Source organism: Kitasatospora sp. NPDC048296, from assembly GCF_043201815.1.
Taxonomy (GTDB): domain Bacteria; phylum Actinomycetota; class Actinomycetes; order Streptomycetales; family Streptomycetaceae; genus Kitasatospora.
This window is the reverse complement of record NZ_JBICZB010000060.1, coordinates 1-19649: the sequence shown is the minus strand read 5'-3', so window position 1 is coordinate 19649 and position 19649 is coordinate 1. Positions and strand designations below refer to the sequence as shown.

At 71.2% G+C, this 19649-nt stretch carries 19 protein-coding genes; 12 read left to right on the top strand and 7 right to left on the bottom strand.

The window, feature by feature from the left end; genetic code table 11:
- Positions 1–16 precede the first annotated feature (16 nt).
- Entirely contained in the window at positions 17–613 is a 597-nt protein-coding gene (locus tag ACGF12_RS28570) for an NADPH-dependent F420 reductase (protein ID WP_393035998.1), read from the top strand.
- Positions 614–1092: 479 nt separating this feature from the next.
- Here the strand turns inward: ACGF12_RS28570 and ACGF12_RS28565 are convergent, their stop codons facing one another.
- Positions 1093–1728 (bottom strand): TetR/AcrR family transcriptional regulator, encoded by a 636-nt coding sequence (locus ACGF12_RS28565; RefSeq protein ID WP_393035995.1) that lies wholly within the window; start codon positions 1726–1728, stop codon positions 1093–1095.
- 108 nt (positions 1729–1836) lie between these two features.
- Here ACGF12_RS28565 and ACGF12_RS28560 point away from each other — a divergent pair, with 108 nt between their 5' ends.
- Positions 1837–2778 (top strand): alpha/beta hydrolase, encoded by a 942-nt coding sequence (locus ACGF12_RS28560; RefSeq protein ID WP_393035992.1) that lies wholly within the window; start codon positions 1837–1839, stop codon positions 2776–2778.
- A gap of 905 nt (positions 2779–3683) precedes the next feature.
- Here ACGF12_RS28560 and ACGF12_RS28555 read toward each other — a convergent pair.
- Positions 3684–4271 carry a hypothetical protein gene (locus tag ACGF12_RS28555; protein WP_393035989.1) on the bottom strand — a complete coding sequence of 196 codons (588 nt, stop codon included), beginning with the start codon at positions 4269–4271 and terminating at the stop codon, positions 3684–3686.
- Positions 4272–4615: 344 nt separating this feature from the next.
- On the opposite strand from ACGF12_RS28555, the gene ACGF12_RS28550 reads away from it, so the two are divergent.
- Complete coding sequence (locus tag ACGF12_RS28550; RefSeq protein ID WP_393035987.1) at positions 4616–5128, top strand: hypothetical protein; 513 nt, start codon at positions 4616–4618, stop codon at positions 5126–5128.
- Positions 5129–5182: 54 nt separating this feature from the next.
- Here the strand turns inward: ACGF12_RS28550 and ACGF12_RS28545 are convergent, their stop codons facing one another.
- A complete protein-coding gene (locus ACGF12_RS28545; protein WP_393035984.1) occupies positions 5183–5614 on the bottom strand; it encodes an Rrf2 family transcriptional regulator in 432 nt (143 codons plus the stop codon).
- An 81-nt stretch (positions 5615–5695) separates the two neighbouring features.
- Between ACGF12_RS28545 and ACGF12_RS28540 the strand changes: the two genes are divergently transcribed.
- Positions 5696–6586 (top strand): NAD(P)H-binding protein, encoded by an 891-nt coding sequence (locus tag ACGF12_RS28540; protein WP_393035981.1) that lies wholly within the window; start codon positions 5696–5698, stop codon positions 6584–6586.
- Between the two features lie 76 nt (positions 6587–6662).
- Entirely contained in the window at positions 6663–7820 is a 1158-nt protein-coding gene (locus tag ACGF12_RS28535; protein WP_393035978.1) for a multidrug effflux MFS transporter, read from the top strand.
- 38 nt (positions 7821–7858) lie between these two features.
- On the opposite strand, the gene ACGF12_RS28530 is transcribed toward ACGF12_RS28535, so the two are convergent.
- Positions 7859–8500 (bottom strand): TetR/AcrR family transcriptional regulator, encoded by a 642-nt coding sequence (locus ACGF12_RS28530; protein WP_393035976.1) that lies wholly within the window; start codon positions 8498–8500, stop codon positions 7859–7861.
- A gap of 133 nt (positions 8501–8633) precedes the next feature.
- Between ACGF12_RS28530 and ACGF12_RS28525 the strand changes: the two genes are divergently transcribed.
- The 6 genes from ACGF12_RS28525 (at position 8634) to ACGF12_RS28500 (ending at position 13875) form a co-directional block, all read left to right on the top strand.
- Positions 8634–9308 carry a peroxiredoxin-like family protein gene (locus tag ACGF12_RS28525; protein WP_393035973.1) on the top strand — a complete coding sequence of 225 codons (675 nt, stop codon included), beginning with the start codon at positions 8634–8636 and terminating at the stop codon, positions 9306–9308.
- A 131-nt stretch (positions 9309–9439) separates the two neighbouring features.
- Complete coding sequence (locus ACGF12_RS28520; RefSeq protein ID WP_393035970.1) at positions 9440–9865, top strand: nuclear transport factor 2 family protein; 426 nt, start codon at positions 9440–9442, stop codon at positions 9863–9865.
- Entirely contained in the window at positions 9862–10701 is an 840-nt protein-coding gene (locus ACGF12_RS28515; RefSeq protein ID WP_393035967.1) for an NAD(P)H-binding protein, read from the top strand. Before ACGF12_RS28520 ends, ACGF12_RS28515 begins: the two co-directional genes overlap by 4 nt.
- The gene (locus tag ACGF12_RS28510; RefSeq protein WP_393035964.1) at positions 10698–11900 is read left to right on the top strand and encodes an alpha/beta hydrolase family protein; all 1203 of its coding nucleotides are present in this window, start codon (positions 10698–10700) and stop codon (positions 11898–11900) included. Before ACGF12_RS28515 ends, ACGF12_RS28510 begins: the two co-directional genes overlap by 4 nt.
- A gap of 150 nt (positions 11901–12050) precedes the next feature.
- A complete protein-coding gene (locus tag ACGF12_RS28505; protein WP_393035962.1) occupies positions 12051–12635 on the top strand; it encodes a TetR/AcrR family transcriptional regulator in 585 nt (194 codons plus the stop codon).
- Between the two features lie 139 nt (positions 12636–12774).
- On the top strand, positions 12775–13875 hold the full coding sequence (locus ACGF12_RS28500) for a beta-propeller fold lactonase family protein (RefSeq protein WP_393035959.1): 1101 nt from the start codon (positions 12775–12777) through the stop codon (positions 13873–13875).
- A gap of 176 nt (positions 13876–14051) precedes the next feature.
- Here the strand turns inward: ACGF12_RS28500 and ACGF12_RS28495 are convergent, their stop codons facing one another.
- The 3 genes from ACGF12_RS28495 to ACGF12_RS28485 form a co-directional block, all read right to left on the bottom strand.
- Positions 14052–15641, bottom strand: a complete 1590-nt coding sequence (locus ACGF12_RS28495; protein WP_393035956.1) for a GMC family oxidoreductase — start codon at positions 15639–15641, stop codon at positions 14052–14054.
- A 71-nt stretch (positions 15642–15712) separates the two neighbouring features.
- A complete protein-coding gene (locus ACGF12_RS28490; RefSeq protein ID WP_393035953.1) occupies positions 15713–17164 on the bottom strand; it encodes an SDR family NAD(P)-dependent oxidoreductase in 1452 nt (483 codons plus the stop codon).
- Between the two features lie 35 nt (positions 17165–17199).
- A complete protein-coding gene (locus tag ACGF12_RS28485) occupies positions 17200–18084 on the bottom strand; it encodes a hypothetical protein (RefSeq protein ID WP_393035950.1) in 885 nt (294 codons plus the stop codon).
- 867 nt (positions 18085–18951) lie between these two features.
- On the opposite strand from ACGF12_RS28485, the gene ACGF12_RS28480 reads away from it, so the two are divergent.
- Positions 18952–19494 carry an MOSC domain-containing protein gene (locus ACGF12_RS28480; protein ID WP_393035947.1) on the top strand — a complete coding sequence of 181 codons (543 nt, stop codon included), beginning with the start codon at positions 18952–18954 and terminating at the stop codon, positions 19492–19494.
- Positions 19495–19649: the final 155 nt, after the last annotated feature.

Below are 19649 nucleotides of genomic sequence, written 5' to 3'. Positions count from 1 at the left end.
GAAGGACCACATCATCATGACCACGATCGCAGTTCTCGGAAACGGCCGCGTCGGCGGCAACCTGGCCGCAGCCCTCACCCGGGCAGGACATCAGGTGACTGTGGCGGACCGCGAGCCGGGCGCCGCCGCCAACGCCGCCCGGACAGCCGAGGTCGTCATCAACGCCACCCCGGGCGCCAGCTCGCTGGAACGTCTCGTCGCCCTGCGCGAAGAACTGCAGGGCAAGATCCTCGTCGATGTCTCCAACGCCACCACCGACGGACCGGACGGACTGCCCGCCGACCTGCTCTACCCCGGCTCAAGCCTCGCCGAGCAGCTCCAGGAGGCACTCCCCGGAACCAGCGTCGTCAAGACACTCAACACCATGCTCTTCCCGGTGATGACCGCACCGTCCACGCTCACCCAGCCGCCGACCGCGTTCCTTTCCGGCGAGGACCCGCAGGCCAAGCAGACCGTCCGCGAACTGCTCACCGGCCTCGGCTGGCACACGGAGTGGATCGCCGACCTCGGCGGAATCCGGACCGCCCGCGCAACGGAGGCCGCGATCCTGTTCGTACCGCACGTGATCCGGTCCAGCGGGTTCACCCCCTTCGCGATCTCGATCGCCCGCTGATCAGAGCCCAAGACTCCGCCCCGGACGGACCCGGCTCCGGGACTGATGTCCGCGCCCGTCGTGGCCGGGGTTCGCTTTCCGGAGTCGGGATCTCTGTCCAGGTCCTCCGATGCCATCCAACACAGGGAGGCCAACGCGCCCCGCACGATGGTCACCTGGCGCGACCTCGCCATCAGAGCCCTCCGTACGGCCGGGGACGAGGAGCATCGCGGCCGGCCCCTGCCGCGCCCCCACTCCTCGACCCCAGGTGATCACGAACCGGACGTAACGCGGCTACGCCGAAGCGCAGGGAGCGTCCCGACACCGCAAGGCGGCTGATCGGCGAACGTACAAGTCGCGGAGGGAGGGCATGGGACGCCCGACCCGCGGCTCGTCCTTCGGATGCGGGGCCCTCGCCGGGTCAGCCAACGCCCGTAGGAGGTGGCGATTTCGGCATACGCTCTGTTGATCTTCGGGTCGTAGAGGTGGGGCTTGTCCAGTTACGGAATGACGTAGCTCTCGATGTGGTCGATCACCGCCGATACGGCATGCCGGTACGCGGTGCTCGACCGGCGGACCTGTGACAGCAGCATGCCGCCTTGGATGGCGGCCAGCAGGGCGGTGGCCAGTGCGGCGACATCGGCGTGCTCGCTCAGTTCGCCGCGAGCCTGCATGCGGGCGAGCCCCGACCTGATGGGTAGTTCCCATCGGTCGAAGGACGCGGAGAGGTCGGTGCGGGCCGAGGGGTCGGTCTCGGCGAGTTCGCTGGCGAGCGAGCCGATCTCGCAGCCGCCTGCGCACCCCATCGCGTCCTGTCGGTCGGCCGCCGTGTCACACCAGGCCCGCAGCGCGTCGATGCTGTCCAGGTTGTCCAGCAGGGGGCGTTGCTGGTCGAGCTTGGTGTCGGTCTGGAAGTTGACCACGGCCAGGACCAGGCCCCGCTTGTCGCCGAAGTAGTGGTAGATCTGCGACGCGCTGACTGCGGCGGCCGCCTGGATGTCCGGGATGCTCGTGCCCCCGACGCCGTGGTGGAACATCAGCTCCGCGGCGGCCTCGATGATGCGTTCACGGGTCTTTCGGCCGGGCTTGGTGAGTCGACGCTGCTCTGGCTCTTCGACCTCTACGGACGCGTTCATGCACGCACTCTACCCAGATTGGAATTGCCATTCCAGATCTGGAGGGCATAGAACTTGGAGCGCTGATTCCAATCTGTCGTTCCGGCAGTCTTCAGGAGGGTTCCCACCATGTCGCTCGACCCCCAGATCGATGCCCTGCTCAGACAGTTGGCCGAAGGAGGTGGACCCGCACCGGAGAGCCGGACGGTCAGCGAGAACCGTGCCTTCGCGAGCAGCCTCGCCGCCCTCGCGGGTGACCCCGAACCGGTCAGCAACGTGCACGACACCACGGCCGCCGCCGGAGGCATCGAGGTCCCCGTCCGCATCTACGCCCCCGCCGGCGTGCCGTGCTCCGGGCCGTTGCCCGTGACGGTCTTCTTCCACGGCGGCGGATGGGTCCTCGGGGACCTGGACAGCCAGGACCACATCGCCCGCATCATGGCCAACCGCTCCGGCACGATCGTGGTCTCCGTCGACTACCGGCTTGCCCCGGAGCACCGCTTCCCGGCGGCGATCGAAGACGCCTACGCCGCCGTCACATGGGTCGCGGCCAACGCCGGCAGCTTCGGCGGCGACGGGCAGAACATCGCGGTGTTCGGCGAGAGCGCCGGCGGCAACCTCGCCGCCGCCCTCGTGCAGGAAACCCAACGGCGCGGGGGACCGCGGATCGCGCTCCAGGTACTGGCATATCCGGCAGTCGACCGGTTCGACGACAGCCCCTCGATGTACGAGAACATGGCCGGACCACTGCTGACCCGCTCATGGCTCGAATGGTTCTGGGGCCTCTACCTCACCACGCCCGACGAAGGCGCCGACCCGCGCGTCTCGCCGGCGAGCACCGACGACCTGGCCGGGCTGCCTCCCGCCGTCATCGTCACCGCCGAACACGATCCGCTGCGGGACCAGGGTGATCGGTACGCGCAAAGGCTCGCCGACGCCGGCGTGCCGGTCACACACCTCCCGGTCAGGGGTGCCACCCACGCCTTCTTCTCGTTCACCGGATCGGTGCAACTCTCACGGGACGTCCTGAACCAGCTCGGAGACGCCGTGGCTGCGGCGTTCAACGACTGACCCAACGTAGCGTCGCCACTTGCCAGGCTCCTGCCCGAGCATCTGCACGGCGGGGCACCGGCGTTGAGAGGCTCGCGCTCGGTGTCACCGCTGAGAAGGGAGCCGGCCGGCGCCGTCGACGCAGCGACTGTTGGGATCGCACGGCGGTGCCTGCTGAAGGGCCGACAGATAGCGGTCACCGGCAGTAGCTGCGGCGGGGTGGTCAGCCTGGGGACCATTTTGGGACCGCGGAGCACGACTGACCGTCCTCGAACACAGCGGCCACTTCGGCCACATCGAGCAACCGGACGAGTTCACCGCCGCCGTGCTGGAGGTCGTACAGGAGCAGGAGACGCAAAAGCCGGTATGACGACGACCGTGCCGCTCGGCCTGGCCGAGCGGACCGAGGTCGCGTCGCGGCGTGCGCGGACTTCGTGGCCGGGGCTCCGGGGCCGCTGCAGGGACAGTCGAGTGGGCTGGTGTGAGTGGGCTTCGGGAGGACCTGACTGGCCACGAGCGCATGACTCTCGTGAAGATCGTCGGTCAGTGGGAGACTTAACGGTTCGCCAGGACCACGAGGCCGTCACCAGTGAGTGGTGTTCATCGTGAAGTGGCAGGTCACGGACCTGGTGTGATTCCGTGCCCCGGTGCTCGTGCTCGTCGCGCGCGGCAGTCTGCCGTGTAGATCGTCGGGCAGGGAGGTCTTCATGGGTTCTGGCCCGTTCCAGCCCGCGATGCTCCTACGCTCCCGGCCGAGGGAGATCCGCCGGTGGTTGGCGAGCCGATGGCCGGTATGACCCACGAGTCACAGCACGCGGGATGGCCTTAACCGCGCTGCGGTGGTCGCTGTCCGTCGGTGGCCGCATCCGCAGACCGGAGCACCCGCGGGCGTGTGTCGCTAACGTGGTGGGTCGGCCCCCAGGGCGTCAGCGAAGGGGTCGTCGGACAGTTGCCATCGTTCCATGCCCAGGGCGAGTTCGGCGTCGGTGAGCAGGCAGCTGTCCAGTAGGCGGTGGAGTGCGGGGACGTCGAGTTCGATGCCGGTGAGGGTGAGTTCGCAGCGGCGCTCGCCGTAGTAGCGGTCCCAGAGCAGGGCGGCGAAGGTGCGGCGTTGTGGGGAGGCGGAGCGGGCGCAGCTTGCCGAAGACGGGTATCAATTCGCAGAGCACGTAGGTGCGGTAGCGGGCGTAGGTGGTGGGCTTGAGCAGGAACTCCATGCCCTTGAGCCACTTGGTGAGGTAGGCGGCCACCGTCTCGTGCGGGTCGGCGTCGAAGCCCAGCCGGCGCCCTTCGAGGAAGCGCCGCAGCGCGGTCTCGGCGGCGAACGCGTCCTCGAAACCGCCACGGCGTACGGTGCGGCGGCGGCCGGTGAGGGAGGGGATGTCCACGGCGAAGGTCCACGTACCGTGCTCCTCCTCGGCCAGGCGAAGACACGATGCCCCGAGCTGGCGCCGGTCGGCGTCCCGGCAGCCGCAGCGGCGGTAGACCCGGCTCGGCCGTCCTGACTTGCGCACTTCTTGTTCCTCCAGCGGTCCTTGGTTCTTGATCGGCTCGCGGAGGCTGCCTGTGCAACCACCCGGACGGTCGCCTGCGACCACCAGGCGATCACCAACGCCGAATCAGGCCCCTGACCTGCGGCTTGCGGTGAGGACCCGCACCGTGAACCACTGTGGTCACTGATCCTCACGGTTGCCGGCGGTGGACATCCCGTGTCGGCGGCAATGATCACCTGTCGAACACGTTTCTGAGTTCAGGTGCTGTACGAGTGGTGTTGCAGACAAGCCAGCTGCGCTCTGAGCCGGTTGTGGGCACGGGGAGCGGTTGCGGGGCCCAGTTGTGCCCGTCCCAGTGTTGGGCCATGGCGACGGTGCTGCTGGGCAGCGCTGTGCCGACGGCGGTGCAGTCGGCGGGCCGGGAGCAGGAGGCGGCGGTGAGGTGGGTGGGTTGGGCGCCTGGCGGATCGAGCGGCGCGCTGGCGGTCCAGGTTGCGGCACTCAGGGCCTCGGCTGCGGTGCGCGTGTGCCTGTCCGCTGTGGCGCTGCCGACGCCCAGGCAACTGGTGGGGGTGGCTCAGGAGATGTCGGTGAGACTGGCGGTGCCGGGCAGGGGGAGTTGGTGCCAGCCGGTCCCATCCGACCCGTCCGAGGTCTCGGTCAGGGCGGACAGGTTCGAGCCGGTCGCGGTGAAGCCGATCGCGGTGCACCGGGTGGTCGAGGGGCAGGAGAGCGCGGTGAAGAGGGTGCTGGTGGCGCCGGTGGGTTCGTCGACATGCCGGGTGGTCCAGCGGCTGCCGGGGCTGCCGCCCGGAGAGTACGCCGAGGCGATGCGGATCCTGCGGCTGCTCGCCGCGAACCTGTCCGCCGCCGGCTGACCGGCAGGCCCGGTCGGCGGTGGTGGAGTGTGGGCGCCGTCGCCTGGGATGCCGCTACTCCGGTCGGTCCACGTCTCCGTTCAGGACGTCCTGCACGGTGAACCGTTCGAGTTCGGCCGCGACGGCCCCGGAGACCGCCCGGTCGAGGGCGGTGAGCGACTTCTGGACGCCTCGGCCGATCTCGCAGGCAGGGTCCGGCCCGTGCAGGCCGAGGATCGGATCGGCGCCCTGGAGGAGCCGCCAGACCTGCGCGAGGGTGATGCTCCGGGGGTCGGTCGCCAGTTCCCAGCCGCCGCGCGCCCCCGGGCGCGACAGCACCAGTCCGGCCTCGCGTAGCGGGCCCAGCACCCGGCGCACGTAGACGGGGTTGACGTTGGTGCTCTCCGAGAGCTGCTCCGAACTCACGGGACGGCCGTCGGCCACTCCGCTGAGGTACGTCAACACGTGCACGGCTACCGCGAATTGCGTGTTTGTGGATCGCGCCATGCCACCATCTTGTCATATTGCAACCGCCATGGCTACAGTAAGCGAATCCGCAACCATGACGATTGCAAATTGGAGCAGAAGATGACGACGATCGGCATCACCGGAGCCTCCGGCCCGCTGGGACGCGCCACCACCGATTTCCTGCTGCGGGCCGTCGACCCGCGACAGCTGGTACTCACCACCCGCAGCCCCCAGGCGCTCGCCGACGCCGCCGCCCGGGGCGCCGAGGTGCGCCGGGCAGACTTCGCCGATCCGCGCACGCTCGCCACCGCGTTCGCGGGCGTCGACCGGCTGCTGCTCATCTCCACCGACGCCATCGGCGCCCGCCTCGACCAGCACCGCGCGGCCATCGCGGCAGCGGCCGGAGCAGGCGTGCGGCACATCGTCTACACCGCCGTCCCCGAGCCGGTCCCGGCCAACCCGGCCCTGGTGGTCGCCGACCATGCCGGCACCGAACAGGCGCTGCGCGAGAGCGGGTTGCGGTGGACGGTGCTGCGCAACAACCTGTACGCGCACATGCAGGTGCCGGTGATCGAGCAGGCCCTTGCCTCGGGTCGGCTGGTGACCAACGGCGGTGCCGGCGCGACCGCCTACGTGACCCGCGAGGACTGCGCCGCGGCCGCCGCCGCGGCGCTGACCCAGGACGGGCACGAGGGGAAGGTGTACGACATCACCGGCCCCGAGGCGCTGACCGCCGCCGACCTGGTAACCCTCGCGCGCGAGATCGGCAGCCGTGGGATCGGCGGCCGTGAGGTCGGCGCCCGCAACATCGAGCTCGTCACCGTCGACGACGCCGCCTCCGTGGCCGGACTGCGGGCGGCCGGGCTCCCGGACCAGGTCGCGCAGCTCGTGACGTCGTTCGGCGCGGCGACGCGTGGCGGCTTCCTCGCGACCGTCAGCCCGGCGGTCGCCGACCTCACCGGCCGCACGCCGACGGCCCTGGCGGACGTCGTCCGTGCGGCGCTGAAGTGAGGAACCGGACATGACGCACCGGACCAGCACCCAAGTCCGGGCGGGCGCGGCCCACACCCGGAGCGTTTCTACCCTCTTGATCCTCGGGGCCCTCGTCGCGCTCGGACCACTGTCCACCGACGCCTACGTCCCTGGTCTGCCGCAGCTCGCCGACGATCTGCACTGCTCGCCGTCGATGGCCCAACTGAGCATCACGTCTTGTTTGTTCGGCCTGGCCGTCGGCCAGCTCCTGGCCGGGCCGCTGAGCGACGCGGTGGGCCGGCGGCGGCCCCTGATCTTCGGCCTCATCGTGTACACGGTGTCAGGGCTGCTGTGCGCCGCGGCCCCGAACATCGCCACCCTCGTCGTACTCCGCGGCGTCCAGGGGGTCGGTGGCGCCTTCGCCCTCGTGATCGCCTACGCGAGCGTCCGTGATCGCCACACGGGGAAGGCGGCAGCCCGCTACTTCTCGGCCCTGCTGCTCGTCACCGGCCTCGCGCCGATCCTCGCCCCGCTGGCGGGGGCCCGCATCCTGGAGGCCTCGGGCTGGCGTGGCATCTTCCTCGCACTCGCCGTACTGAGCGGCGCCGTGCTCATCGCCAGCGTCGGCGCGCTGCCCGAGAGCCTGGCCCCGCAGCTGCGCCGGCCGGGCGGCCTGCGGGCCACCGGAGCTGTGTACCGCCGCCTACTGACGGACCGGCAGCTCGTGGGCCACGCAGTGATCAACGCCCTCGTCTTCGCGACCATGTTCGCCTACATCTCCGGATCCCCCTTCGTCCTCCAGGACCTTCACGGTCTCTCCCCGGGCCGGTACAGCCTGGTCTTCGCCGTGAACGCGTGCGGCCTCGTCCTCGCCGCCCAGGCGAGCGGCAGGCTCGTCCGCACCGTCGACGCGCGGTTGCTGCTGGGCATCGGCGTGGCCGGCGCGGCGGTCGGCAGCACGTCACTCCTCGCCTTCTCGGCCACCGCGGCGGGGCTCTGGCCGCTGCTCGCGGCGTTCTTCACCGTCGTCACGAGCGTGGGACTGGTCCTGCCGAACGCCGCTGCACTGGCCCTGGAGAAACACGGCTCCGACGCCGGCGCCGCGGCGGCACTGCTCGGATGCGGCCAGTTCCTGTTCGGCGGTCTCGCCGCGCCCCTGGTCGGGTTCCACGGCTCCCACAGTGCGATGCCCACCGCCGTCGTCATGGCCGTGCTCGCGGTCGCGGCCCTGATCACACTTCTCACGCTCGCCCGGCCGGCCGCGTACAGGTAGCGGTCGCCGGAGCTCACCGGCCTCCGAGGGGGCTCCCGTCAGCGCGCGTGGGCCGGGCGCGAACAGGGGCCCGCCCGGCCCACGGCGAGTGCGAACAGGGTGTCGAGCGCGGTCTCCAGGATCCTGGGGTCGCGCTGGACCTGCGCGAGCAGCAGTCCGCCCTGCAGCGTGGCGAGGAGGGTCACAGCGAGGTCGTCGGGGTTCACCTCGGGCGGCAGCGCTCCGGTGTCGCGCAGGGCGGCCAGCCCGTCGCCGATGGCCGTCGACCAGCGCCCGAACCCGGCGGCGACCTGGGCACGGGCGCGGCTGTCGCTCTCGGCGAGCTGCCCGCCGAGCGACCCGAGCGGGCAACCGCCCTGGCCGTCGGCACGGTCGGCCTCGGCGATGACCAGATCGCGCCAGGCCCGCAGACCGTTGACGGTGTCGAGGCCGGCACGTTCGGTGGTGCGGACGATGACGTCGGCCTGCCGCTCGATGACCGACTGCACGAGCGCGTCCTTGTCGGCGAAGTAGTGGTAGAGCTGCGATCCGCTGACCTGCGCCGCGGCCTTGACGTCCTCAAGGGTGGTGCCGGCCACGCCGCGCTCGTGGATCAACTCGGCGGCGGCGTCGACGATCCGGGCGCGGGTGCGCTGCCCTTTGGGTGTCAGTCGGGTCGCCGGTCGGGGTGTGCTGACCATGATCCCAAGCTAGCACCCGTTTTGGACTTGAGAACCCATTTTTTCGGCGCCACAGTGAACCGCATGACCCAAGTGCGGCCCACCGGCCGCCGGTTCACCACCCGACAGCCATGCACAGAGACGGGAAGCACCGATGACCGACATCGACACGACGATCGCCGACCTGGTCGCCCACGCGCAGCCGCAGCTCGCCGCAGGACTCCCTGACGAGGCCCGGGCCGCGTTCGGTGCCGAGCTGGACAGACTGGTGCGACAGGGGACCCCCGCCGGGGTGGCCGCGCCCGGGACGGCGATGCCGGACGGCGACCTGCTCGACGCGTACGGCGAGCCGACCACCCTGGCCGCCGCGCGAGCAGGGCGCCCGGCCGTGGTCGTCTTCTACCGGGGTGCCTGGTGCCCGTACTGCAACCTGACCCTGCGCGCCTATCAGGAGACTCTGGTAGGCGAGTTGGAAGCCCGGGGCGTGGCCCTGATGGCGCTCAGCGGGCAGAAGCCGGACGGTTCGCTGTCGATGGCCGAGAAGCACGACCTGACCTACGCCGTACTGTCCGACCCGGGCAACCGGATCGCCGAGCAGCTCGGCATCGTCTTCACCCCGGGCGAGGCCGCCCGCGAGGCCCAGGCGGCGCTCGGGATCGAGTTGACCGAGATCAACGCCGACGGGACCGCGCGGCTGCCGCTGGCCGCCACCGTACTGGTGGACGCGACCGGGACGATCCGCTGGATCGACGTGCATCCCGACTTCACCACCCGCTCGGAGCCGGGCCGGATCCTCGCCGCCGTCGACAGCCTGCCGGCCGCAGGCTGAGGCCGCCGCCGTCACCTCTGCCGACCCCGGGAGGGTCGGTCCGGGTTTACAAAACGGACCGGCGGTCCGTATGGTTTCCGATCATACGGACCGCCGGTCCGTTTCATCGAGCTTGAACGGGAGCCCTGACCATGACAACGCCCGTGACACCCGCGGAGCTGTACCGCCACGGCCTGCGACTACTGCTGGAGAAGGACATCCCCGGCTGGGTGGACCTGTGGGACGAGGACGGCGTCCTGGAGTTCCCCTTCGCCCCCCAGGGCTGGCCCGAGCGGCTGGCGGGCCGGCAGGCCGTCGCGGACTACATGCGCCACTACCCCGATCACGTCGACGTCCACGACTTCCCCGACGTGAAGGTCCACCGGACCACCGACCCCGAGACGATCGTGGTGGAGATGCGTGGCGTCGGTCGCCTGGTGGAGACCGACAGCCCCTTCGACATGACCTACATCGCCGTGGTCACGGTCAGGAACGGGCGGATCACCTCCTACCGCGACTACTGGAACCCGCTCGCCGTCCAGCAGCCCGGCGCCGACTTCGCAGGAGCGAACCGATGAACCTCTTTAACGCCACCCTGGTCATCGGGGCCACCGGCACCACCGGCAGCCGGGTCGCCGCCGGGCTGCTCGCCGAGGGCCGCCGCGTCAAGGCCGCCAGCCGAAGCGCCACCCCGATGGCGGGCACCCAGGCCGTCCGCTTCGACTGGAACGACCCCGCGACCTGGGGTGAAGCCCTCGACGGCGTCGACCGGATGTACCTCATCCCGCCGATCGGCTCCTCGGACCCGGCCCCGGTCATGCTGCCCTTCCTCCGCCAGGCCCGCGCGGCCGGCGTGCGGCGCGCCGTGCTGCTCAGCTCATCGGCGATCCCCGCCGGCGGTCCGGCGGTGGGACAGGTCCACCGGGTACTGCCCGACCTGTTCGAGCAGTGGGCGGTGCTGCGGCCCTCCTGGTTCATGCAGAACTTCACCGGCTCCACCCCGCACGCGCGCAGCATCAGCGAGGAGGGTGCCATCATGTCGGCCGCGGGAGAGGGCCGCGTCGGGTTCGTCGACGCGGCGGACATCGCCGCCGTCGCCGTCCGCGCGCTGACCGACGAACAGGCCCCCGACAACGACCTGATCCTCACCGGGCCGCAGACGCTGAACTACGCCGAGGTCGCCGCGATCATCACCGAGGTCACCGGTCGACCCGTGGTGCACCGGCAGCTGACCTTCGAGCAACTGCGCGACCGCTGGGCCACCGAGATCCCGCTGGAGTTCGCCACCCTGCTGGCCGACCTGGACCGCGCCATCGCCGACGGCGCCGAGGACCGCACCACGGACGCCGTCCAGCGCCTCACCGGCCGCCCGCCGAGCACCTTCCGCGCCTTCGCCGAGCGGGAGCTGTCATGAAGCAACTGATGTTCCACGACGACCCGGCGTTCTGGTTCGAGACCCTGCGCAACCTCGGCCTCGCCGCCTACGGCGGCTCGGACGTCGGTGAAGTCATCGCCACCGCCGCCCGCGTCAGCTCCGGTGACTACGACGGCTGGCACGACGCCTGGCTGTCCACCGCCGAGCGCCTGGAGACCGAGGCCCGCGCGGCCCACCGCATCAGCGCACGCGACGGGCTGCTGCGCGCCGCCAGCTACTACCGGGCGGCCGAGTTCTTCCTCCACGGAAACCCCGACGACCCGCGCATCGACCACGCCTACCAGCGCGGCGTGACCTGCTTCCGCGACGCCGTCGCGTACGTCCCCGGCATCACACTCGTGGAGATCCCGTACGAGTCCACCGTGCTGCGCGGCTACTTCTACCGGGCGGCAGGGTCAGGTCCGAAGCCGACCGTGGTGATGCACAACGGATTCGACGGCGCCGCCGAGGAATTGCACTTCCTCGGCGCGCTCGGCGGGCAGGAACGCGGCTACCACGTCCTGACGTTCGACGGCCCTGGTCAGCCCTCGGCCATCCACCGGGACGGGCTGACCTTCCGGCCGGACTGGGAGAACGTGGTCGGTCCCGTCCTGGACTTCCTCACCGGGGATCCGGAGGTCGATCCGGCTCGCGTCGCGCTGCTCGGCGTCAGTCTGGGCGGCTATCTCGCTCCCCGCGCGGCGGCCCACGAGCCGCGCCTGGCAGCCGTCGTCGCCGTCGACGGCGTCTTCGACGCCGCCTCCGCGCTGACCGCGTACCTCCCGCTGTCGCACGAGGAAGCCGTCCGGCGCGCGGCAGCCGAGCAGGACGAGGAACTGGACCGCATGATCGCCGACGCCCGCACACGGAGCCCGATCATGCGCTGGGCCCTCGATCACGGCCGCTACGTCACGGGGACCGCGAGCGACCGGGAGTTCCTGGCCACCTACGCCCGCTACAGCTTCAAGGACGGGAGCGCGGCGAAGATCACCTGCCCGGTGCTGGTCTGCGAGGCGACCGACGACCTGTACTACTCCGCCACCGAGGAGTCCGATCCGGGCAAGCTGTACCGGCACCTCACCGCACCGAAGACCCTCCTCAGCTTCACCGCGGAGGAAGGCGCCGACGCCCACTGCCACCCGGGCGCCGTGCGGCTCGCGGTGGCACGCATCTTCGACTGGCTCGATGACACGATCTGACCCGTTCGGCCTCACGCGGCCCGGTCGGCTGCCCCCGTTACCCGCGGCGAGCGCGGCCGGGCGCCGGCCCCCACCGCAGCCGGGCCGCCGAATACCATGAACCGTTCAGGGGCCGGTACAGGCCGAAGATCAGCAGACCGAGGGGGAGCCGTGGCCCAGCGCACGGAGCGTGCGGACGCCGTGCGCAACCGAGAAGCCGTGCTGGCGGCCGCCGACGCCCTCTTCGCCGGCAGCGACAGCCCGCACAGTGTGTCGATGGACGACATCGCCGCCGCTGCCGGTGTCGGCAAAGGCACCCTCTTCCGCCGCTTCGGCGACCGCGCCGGTCTGATCGGCGCCGTGATCGCCGCCCGCCTCGAACCCCTGCGGCAAGCCGTGGGCGAAGCGCAGGACGCGGCCGGGTCCGCACCGCGGCAGCGGGTGCTGGCCCTCCTCGACGCCGCGCTGCGCTTCAAGATCGAGAACCGGCGGCTGATGTCGGCCGCTGAGGACGCCGGGCTCAACAGCCCATACCAGGCCGAGCACTACGGCTGGTGGCACGACAGCCTTCGCGAGGCACTGGACGGAGTGCCCGATGTCCACGACGCCGATTTCACCGCCCACGCGCTGCTGGCCGCCATCCGCGCCGACCTCGTGGCATACCTGATCGACGACCGGAAGATGACGCCCGAAGGCCTGCGGGCCTCGCTCGCGGCCCATGTCGACAATGTCCTCGGCGGCGGCAGCGGCAGGTAGCCGCCGTCCGGGACTGGCGTGCGCGTGGGGATGACGAGTTCTTACGGGGTTCTTCCGGTCATGCGTTCGGGCTGTCGCGGCGGTTCAACGGGCGGCAGGGTGGTCCTCGCGAAGTCCCCTTCTGTCTGAGGAGTTTGGCGTGAGTGCCACTGCGAAGAACCTGCGCGCCCGTGCTGCCCTGGCCGTCGTCGCCGTGCTCGGTGGCGCCCTCGCCGTGGCCGGCGCTCCCGGCGTCGCTTCCGCGTCGACGGGGCGTGCGGCCACCGTCTACACGCTGTCCAACTCGGCGGCCGGCAACAGCGTGCTGGCCTTCCGCGACGTCCACGGGGTGCTGGCCCCGGCCGGCTCGTACCCGACCGGGGGCCTGGGCTCGGACGCCGGCCTCGGCTCGCAGGGCGCGGTCGTGCCGGCCGACCACGGGCGGATCCTGCTCGCCGTCAACGCGGGCTCGGACTCCGTGACGTCACTGCGGGTCGCCGAGGACGGCGTCCTGAGCGCGGTCGCCACAGTCGCCTCCGGCGGCACCCGTCCGGTGAGCGTGACCGTCCACGGCGACCTGGTCTACGTCCTGAACGCCGGCAGCGGCACGATCACCGGCTTCCGCCTGCACGACGGCGTGCCGGCCCCGCTGGCCGGTTCGACCCGCGCCGTGTCCTCGGGTGCGGCGGGGGCGGCCGAGGTCGCCTTCTCCCCTGACGGCAGCCGCCTGGTCGTCACCGAGAAGGGCAGCAACTCCCTCGACACCTTCACCGTGGATCGCCACGGCCGGGCCTCCACTGCGTCCCGCACTGCCTCGGCGGCCGCGGTGCCGTTCGGTTTCGACTTCGACAGCCGCGGGAACGCGGTCGTCTCCGACGCTGCGGCCAGTGCGGTCACCACCTACTCGGTCGCCTCCGGCACCGCCCGGCAGCTCGCCTACCTGCCGGACGGCGGTGGCGCGGCCTGCTGGCTGGTGGTCTCACGCCCCACCGGCACCGCCTACGTGGCCAACGCCGCCACCGGCACCATCTCCACGTACCGGGTCCACGACGGCGCCCTGACCCTGACCGCTCCGATCGCCGCCACCGTCGGCGGCCACCCGACCGACGAGGCCCTCGGCCGCGGCGACGTCCTCTATATCCGTGACGCGACGAACAACCGCCTCCAGGCCGTGCGATTCGGCGCCGTCGGCGCGCAGGTCACCGACGCCCCCTCGGTGCTGCCGGGGAGCGCGGCGGGCATCGCGGTCGTGGACCGGTGAGCGACCGGGATGAGCAACTGAGATGAGTGGCTGACCTGCCGGCCCGAGCCGACCCCGGCTCGGGCCGCTGCGAGCGACGGTGGCACGGACCGCGACGGCGGCCCGTGCCACATCGTTGTCCGTCGCCGTGCCGCGGGCGTGCCGACTGTCGTGCGGGTACTGGGCGTAACCGGTTGTCAGCCGCGGATGAGGGCGGCCGCCCGGTGGCCGATGACCACGCACGGCGCCATGGTGTTGCCGGAGGTCACCCGGGGCAGCACCGAGGCGTCGGCGACGCGGAGCCGTTCCACACCCCTGACGCGCAGTTCGGCATCGACGACGGCGTCGCGGTCCACGCCGATCCGGGCGGTCCCGCACTGGTGCCAGAAGGTGCCGGCCACGGCGCGGAGGTAGGCCGCGACCTCGGCGTCGGTGGCGTTCCCGGGGAGCAGGCCGGGGCCCCGGTAGGGGTGCATCGCTTTGGAGTCGGCGATCGACTCGGCGAACCGGTAGGCCTCGACGGCGTCACGGAGGTCGTCGGGCTCGTCGAAGTAGCCGGTCTCGATCACGGGGGCACTCGTCGGGTCGGCGTCGGCCAGGCGCACCGATCCGCGGGAGCGCGGGCGCATGCCGAGCAAGAAGGTGAAGGCGGAGTCCGGCCTGCCGTACCGGGCCTCGGCCTCCGGGCTCATGAACGCGCTCGCACCGGAGTACATGACGAACTGCGGCGACTCGGCCCGGCCGTCGTTCCCCCAGAAGCAGACGGCTTGGGAGCGTGGCGGCGGGGGCAGCTCCCGGGCGGAGGTTTCCCAGACGCAGCCGAGTAGCAGGTGGTCGTCGAGATTGGCGCCCACGCCGGGGAGGTCCGCGAGGACGTCGATGCCGAGCTGTTCGAGGTGTCCGGCCGGCCCGAGGCCCGACCGCATGAGGATCTTGGGCGTCTGGACCGCCCCGAGGCTGAGCACGACCTCGTGGGCGGCGCGGAAGCGGACGGGGCGGCCCTGTGCCACCGCCTCGACGCCGATCGCCCGGCTGCCCTCGAACAGCACCCGGGTGACCAGCGCGCCGGTGAGCACCGTCAGGTTGCGCTGTCCGCGCCGCGGGGCGACCAGCGCACGGTAGGGCGAGAGGCGCGTCCCGTCCTCGACGATCTCGTCGCGGACCGCGCACCCGCTGCCCTGCTCGGCGAGTTCCCCGTTCGGGCTGTCGTAGCGCTCCAGGCCGACCGACTCGGCTCCGGCGAGCATCGCGGAGAAGAACGGGTGGAGCGGCTGCGCGGGCCGGATGTGCAGCGGGCCGATGGTGCCCCGCCGGTCGGGGTCGGGAGAGCCGCTCCAGGTCTCGAGTTCGCGGTAGGCGCCGAGCACCGAGCGGTAGTTCCAGCGCGGATCCCGGCAGCTCTCGGCGAGGTCGTCCCAGTCGCGCCGGTGGCCGCGCGACCAGACCCCGACGTTGATGCTCGACCCGCCGCCGAGCCCCTTGCCCATCGAGTACGGCAGGCGACGTCGGTCGATGCTGCGGCCCGGCTCGGTGACGTAGCCCCAGTCGCGTTCGCTGCCGAGGTTCTCGACCCACCGGTCGGGATCGGACACCCGCTCGTCGGAGTCGTCGGGCCCTGCCTCCAGAAGCAGCACGCGCAGGTCCGCGTCGGCCGCGAGCAGCCCCGCGACCGTCGATCCCGACGAGCCCGCGCCGCAGACGATGGCGTCGAACTCGGCTGCGGCCCTCCGCCCGCCCGCGGCGACGGCTGATCCGGCCTGCGTCACCTGGTCCTGTTGTTCGTTCACGGTGCCTACTCCCCGGTCGGGGCCCGTGTGTTCGGGCCGTTGTCGTGGTTGTCCCCGCTGCCGGGCGGTGCTCACACGGCGATGCGCGGCTGACCGCTGGAGGCGCTGAGACCGCCGTCGACCGGAATCTGAACTCCCGTCACATAGCGTGCGTCCGGGCCGGCGAGGAAGGCGACCACGGAGGCGATCTCCTCGGGGGAGGCGACCCGGCCGAGCGGGATGCGCTCCGCGAAGGCCCTGACCACCGGTGTGTCGCCGGTCAGGCCTGCCGTGATGCCGGTGCCCAGGGTGAACCCGGGATGGACGGCGTTGACCCGCACCTGCGGGGCGTGGTCCAACGCCATGGCGCGGGTCAGGTTGACGACGGCGCCCTTGGCCGCGTTGTAGGCGGCCATGCCGTAGTCGCCGCCCAGGCCGCCCGTGGAACCCACGTTGACGATGCAGCCGCGCGCGGTCCGCAGCGCCCCGAGGGCGGCCCGGCTTGCGAGGAAGACCGCGTCCAGGTTGAGCGCCAGCGCGGCTCGCCAGGCCTCGGGGGTGACCGCGTCGACGGCGCCGAAGGCGGGCGCGCCCGCGTTGTTGACCAGGACGTCCAACCGCCCGAGCTCGGCCGCGATCCCGGCGAACAGCGCGTCGACCTGGTCGGGCACGGTGAGGTCGGCGGTCCTCGCGAGGACCCTCGCACCACCGGGCGCCGCACCGGCCGTCCGGTCGAGCTTCTCCCTCGTCCGCCCGACCAGGACAACGGTCGCGCCCCCGGCGGCGAACCGGTGGGCGACCGCCGCACCGATTCCGGACCCGGCTCCGGTCACCACCACGACCCGCTCGGTGTCTGCACTCATCGTGACCTCCTCGGAGCCGGCCCGCCCGGCCCGACCCACTCTAGGAACGGCGCGACCGCATAGGCTTGAACACCGGTGCCACGTCGACAGGACTTCAGCGCCAGGCGGGAGGCGACGCGACGATGTCGGGGACGGCGAGCGGGCGGAGCCGGTGAGCGGCGCGTCGCGGCGGATGAGCGCCGGGAACTTCGTGATCGGCAGCGTGTGCGCGCGCTCGGTCTCGGCTTCGCCGTCGATGGACGCGCTGCTCTCCAGGACCGTGATCCGGGCTGTGCCGTCGCGGCGGCTGACCTTGAGGCCGTTCAGTTCGATGGCGAGGCCGCCGGTGATCAGGTCGGCCCGTCCGGGGTCGTCCGCGCCGTGCTCGGAGTGCACGAACTCGGCGGTGCCGTGTTGTGGAACGGCGACCAGGACGTCTTCCTGGACGGCGACGACCGACCAGGTGTAGGGGCTTGCGGTGGCGGCGATGCCGACGCCGGTCTCGGCGAGGTCGGCGGGGATCGTGCCGACGGGCAGGACGATGGTGATCCGGCTGCACTGCACGGGGGTCGGCAGTGGATTGGAGACCAGGATCTGCAGGCGGGCGAGGGAGAGTTCTCCGTTGGGCGGGCTGGTGGTAAGCGGGTCCGGGGTGGTTTGGCAGGTGTAGGTGAGCAGGGCTGGTGCGGTCGCCGTCGTCACGGTGGGCTCCTGGGGCTGGGGGATCAGGACGGAGGTCAGCGTCCGAGCGCGAACCAGCGGAACTCGACGGTTCCCCCGCTGCCGTCCACCCCGTACGCCATGGTCTGACCGGCTTTCATGGGGACGACGATGGTGCCGGTGTTGTTGTAGGTGGTGGCTCGGTACTGGAGGTTCTCGATGTCCGCCTTCAGAGTGAGACCGCTCTGGTCGGAGGCGCGGGCGACGACGAAGCCGTCGGTGGCTGCCGTGTGCGTCCCGGAGCGACCGAGGTCCGTTCTGCCTGCCTTGAGGATCTGGACCTTGCCGGTGACTGAAAGTCCGTTTGTGGACTCGATCGTGGGGGCGGTGAGGTTGTTCGTGGTGAATGTCCCGGTTGCGGTGAAGGTGCCGGTGAACTGGAGGTCGCCGACCTGGATTGTGGGCGCGGTCAGCGCGCCTTCGGCCGATGCGGCCGCGTGGAAGTCCGCCGTCTCCTGCACCGTGAGCGTCTGGTTGGCCTTGGCCGCCGTAGCGATGTGCAGTCCGTCGGCGGCCGAGCTGTCGAGCCGGCCGTTCGGCAGGGTCAGTTTGGGGTGGGCCGGTGTGTCCACGGTGACGGTGAGTGAGTCGTAGCGTGTGATTGGCTGGCCGCCAGCCTGGGAGACGGTCTGGAGCGTGAACGTCGTGTCCTGGTACAGCGGACCGCACACGAGGTGGTCCTTGTCCACGTCGATCGGGGTGCCCTGGTCCTGGTCTCGGTAGTGCAGGTGTCGGACGACTCCGGCGGTACGGTTCCACTTGACGGTGACCTTGCTGCCGTGGGGGACCTGGGCCACCGGAGCCTGGCTGGCCGACGGGTTCTCCCCGGGGTAGGCCCTGAGGTTGGCGCCGACCGGCAGCGAGGGGCCGGTAGCGGCCGGGAACTTCGGCAGACGTACCACGCCTCGACGCTCGACCAGTTCGTTCTGCCCGGTGGCCGAGGTCTCGACGACACGAGGGTAGGCGGCACGTCGCCCGCAGCCACGCGCCCAAGGCCGCGGGATCCTGCACGTCACCGATGCGCCGCAGCGCAGTCAGTGCGGCATCCTGCACGCGTCCTCCGCGTCGGGACCGTAGCCGATCAGGCTCAGTGTCACCACCCGTCGGCGCGTGATGGCGGGCCGGCGGCAGTCCGAGGGCTCAGGTCTCCCGGCCTGGGCCCTGCAGGTGGGCTACTCGTCCGCGGGCGGGCTGAAGCGTGCCGTGTATGTACGCCTCCGCGGCAACGCGTCATCGACCGTGTGCTGAGGGGCCGGCCACCTCGGCGGGGCTGCGGCCGGCTGCCGGCCGAAGCCTTCAGGACGTGCCGGTAGCGCATCTTGCCGGATCGCTTGTCTTCACACACCGGTGATCAGCGGTGGCCGCACGGCTCGGACGGCGTCGCTCCCGGCGCTCGCGCAGTCACGGGGCGGAGGTGTCGAGTGATTTCCGTGCCGCCGCACCGTGCGAGGGGGCCCGTCTTGGCGGGTGCGGGAGCGCGTCCGATCTCGCTGGTGGATCCGTTGATCAGTACCGTGCGCGGTGGTCGCGGCCGGGCTCGGGCAGGTGTCGCCATGGGCCCGGCCGCGTGCGGGGTCACTTGCTGCGGATGTTCCAGGCGCCGTCGCCGGCGGTGGCCTCGTCGTGGAGGGCCGTCCAGGCGGTGCCGTCGAGCTTGAAGGCGCCGAGGAGGTAACGGCCTGCCCCGCGATTGATCGCAGGGTGCTGCGCGCTGAGGGCCGCGGGCTAGGCTCGTGGCGAATCATCTCTACCGAGCAGGGGGCCGCGGGATGAGCGGGACGGTAACGGCAGTCAGCAGCAACAGCGAGTACTCGTTCACCAAGCCCAACAGGGCCAGCATCATGTTGCTTGCCGGGCTCGGGGTGGAGGGGGACGTGCACGCCGGCGTCACGGTCAAGCACCGCTCGCGTGTCGCGCAGGACCCTACCCAGCCGAACCTGCGCCAGGTCCACCTCATTCACGAGGAGCTCTTCACCGAAGTCGGGGAAGAGGGATTCAAGGTGGCGCCCGGCGAACTCGGCGAGAACATCACCACGAGCGGCATCGACTTGCTCGGCTTGCCCGTTGGGACACTGCTGCGCATCGGCGACGAGGCGATCGTGGAGGTCACCGGCCTGCGTAATCCCTGCCTGCAGATCGACCACTTCCAGGACGGGTTGCTGAAGAAGGTCGTCGGTCGTGACGAGGCCGGAAACGTTGTGCGTAAGGCCGGAATCATGAGCGTCGTCCAGGTGGGCGGCGTGGTGCGTCCCGGCGACACGATCACGGTGGAGCTTCCGGACGAGCCGCATCGGCCCCTCGACCGGGTCTGACCTCCTTCGCAGGCCGTGACGTGTCGATGGCCGCGCGGGTTCTTGTGGTGTGAACATCAAGCTGAAGTTCCACCCTGCGGTTGGACACTCTCTGTCTACGCCGCGAGGGTGTGACCTTGCCGGTGCCGCCGCCGAATCTCGAGTGGCGTGAGGTA

Excerpts from the sequence above, each read along its gene's own strand:
- ACGF12_RS28480 (WP_393035947.1), top strand. The coding sequence starts at position 18,952 with ATGAGCGGGACGGTAACGGCAGTCAGCAGCAACAGCGAGTACTCGTTC.
- ACGF12_RS28540 (WP_393035981.1), top strand. The coding sequence starts at position 5,696 with ATGACGACGATCGGCATCACCGGAGCCTCCGGCCCGCTGGGACGCGCC.
- ACGF12_RS28570 (WP_393035998.1), top strand. The coding sequence starts at position 17 with ATGACCACGATCGCAGTTCTCGGAAACGGCCGCGTCGGCGGCAACCTG.
- ACGF12_RS28510 (WP_393035964.1), top strand. The coding sequence starts at position 10,698 with ATGAAGCAACTGATGTTCCACGACGACCCGGCGTTCTGGTTCGAGACC.
- ACGF12_RS28565 (WP_393035995.1), bottom strand. The coding sequence starts at position 1,728 with ATGAACGCGTCCGTAGAGGTCGAAGAGCCAGAGCAGCGTCGACTCACC.
- ACGF12_RS28530 (WP_393035976.1), bottom strand. The coding sequence starts at position 8,500 with ATGGTCAGCACACCCCGACCGGCGACCCGACTGACACCCAAAGGGCAG.
- ACGF12_RS28520 (WP_393035970.1), top strand. The coding sequence starts at position 9,440 with ATGACAACGCCCGTGACACCCGCGGAGCTGTACCGCCACGGCCTGCGA.
- ACGF12_RS28550 (WP_393035987.1), top strand. The coding sequence starts at position 4,616 with ATGGCGACGGTGCTGCTGGGCAGCGCTGTGCCGACGGCGGTGCAGTCG.
- ACGF12_RS28560 (WP_393035992.1), top strand. The coding sequence starts at position 1,837 with ATGTCGCTCGACCCCCAGATCGATGCCCTGCTCAGACAGTTGGCCGAA.
- ACGF12_RS28545 (WP_393035984.1), bottom strand. The coding sequence starts at position 5,614 with ATGGCGCGATCCACAAACACGCAATTCGCGGTAGCCGTGCACGTGTTG.
- ACGF12_RS28525 (WP_393035973.1), top strand. The coding sequence starts at position 8,634 with ATGACCGACATCGACACGACGATCGCCGACCTGGTCGCCCACGCGCAG.
- ACGF12_RS28515 (WP_393035967.1), top strand. The coding sequence starts at position 9,862 with ATGAACCTCTTTAACGCCACCCTGGTCATCGGGGCCACCGGCACCACC.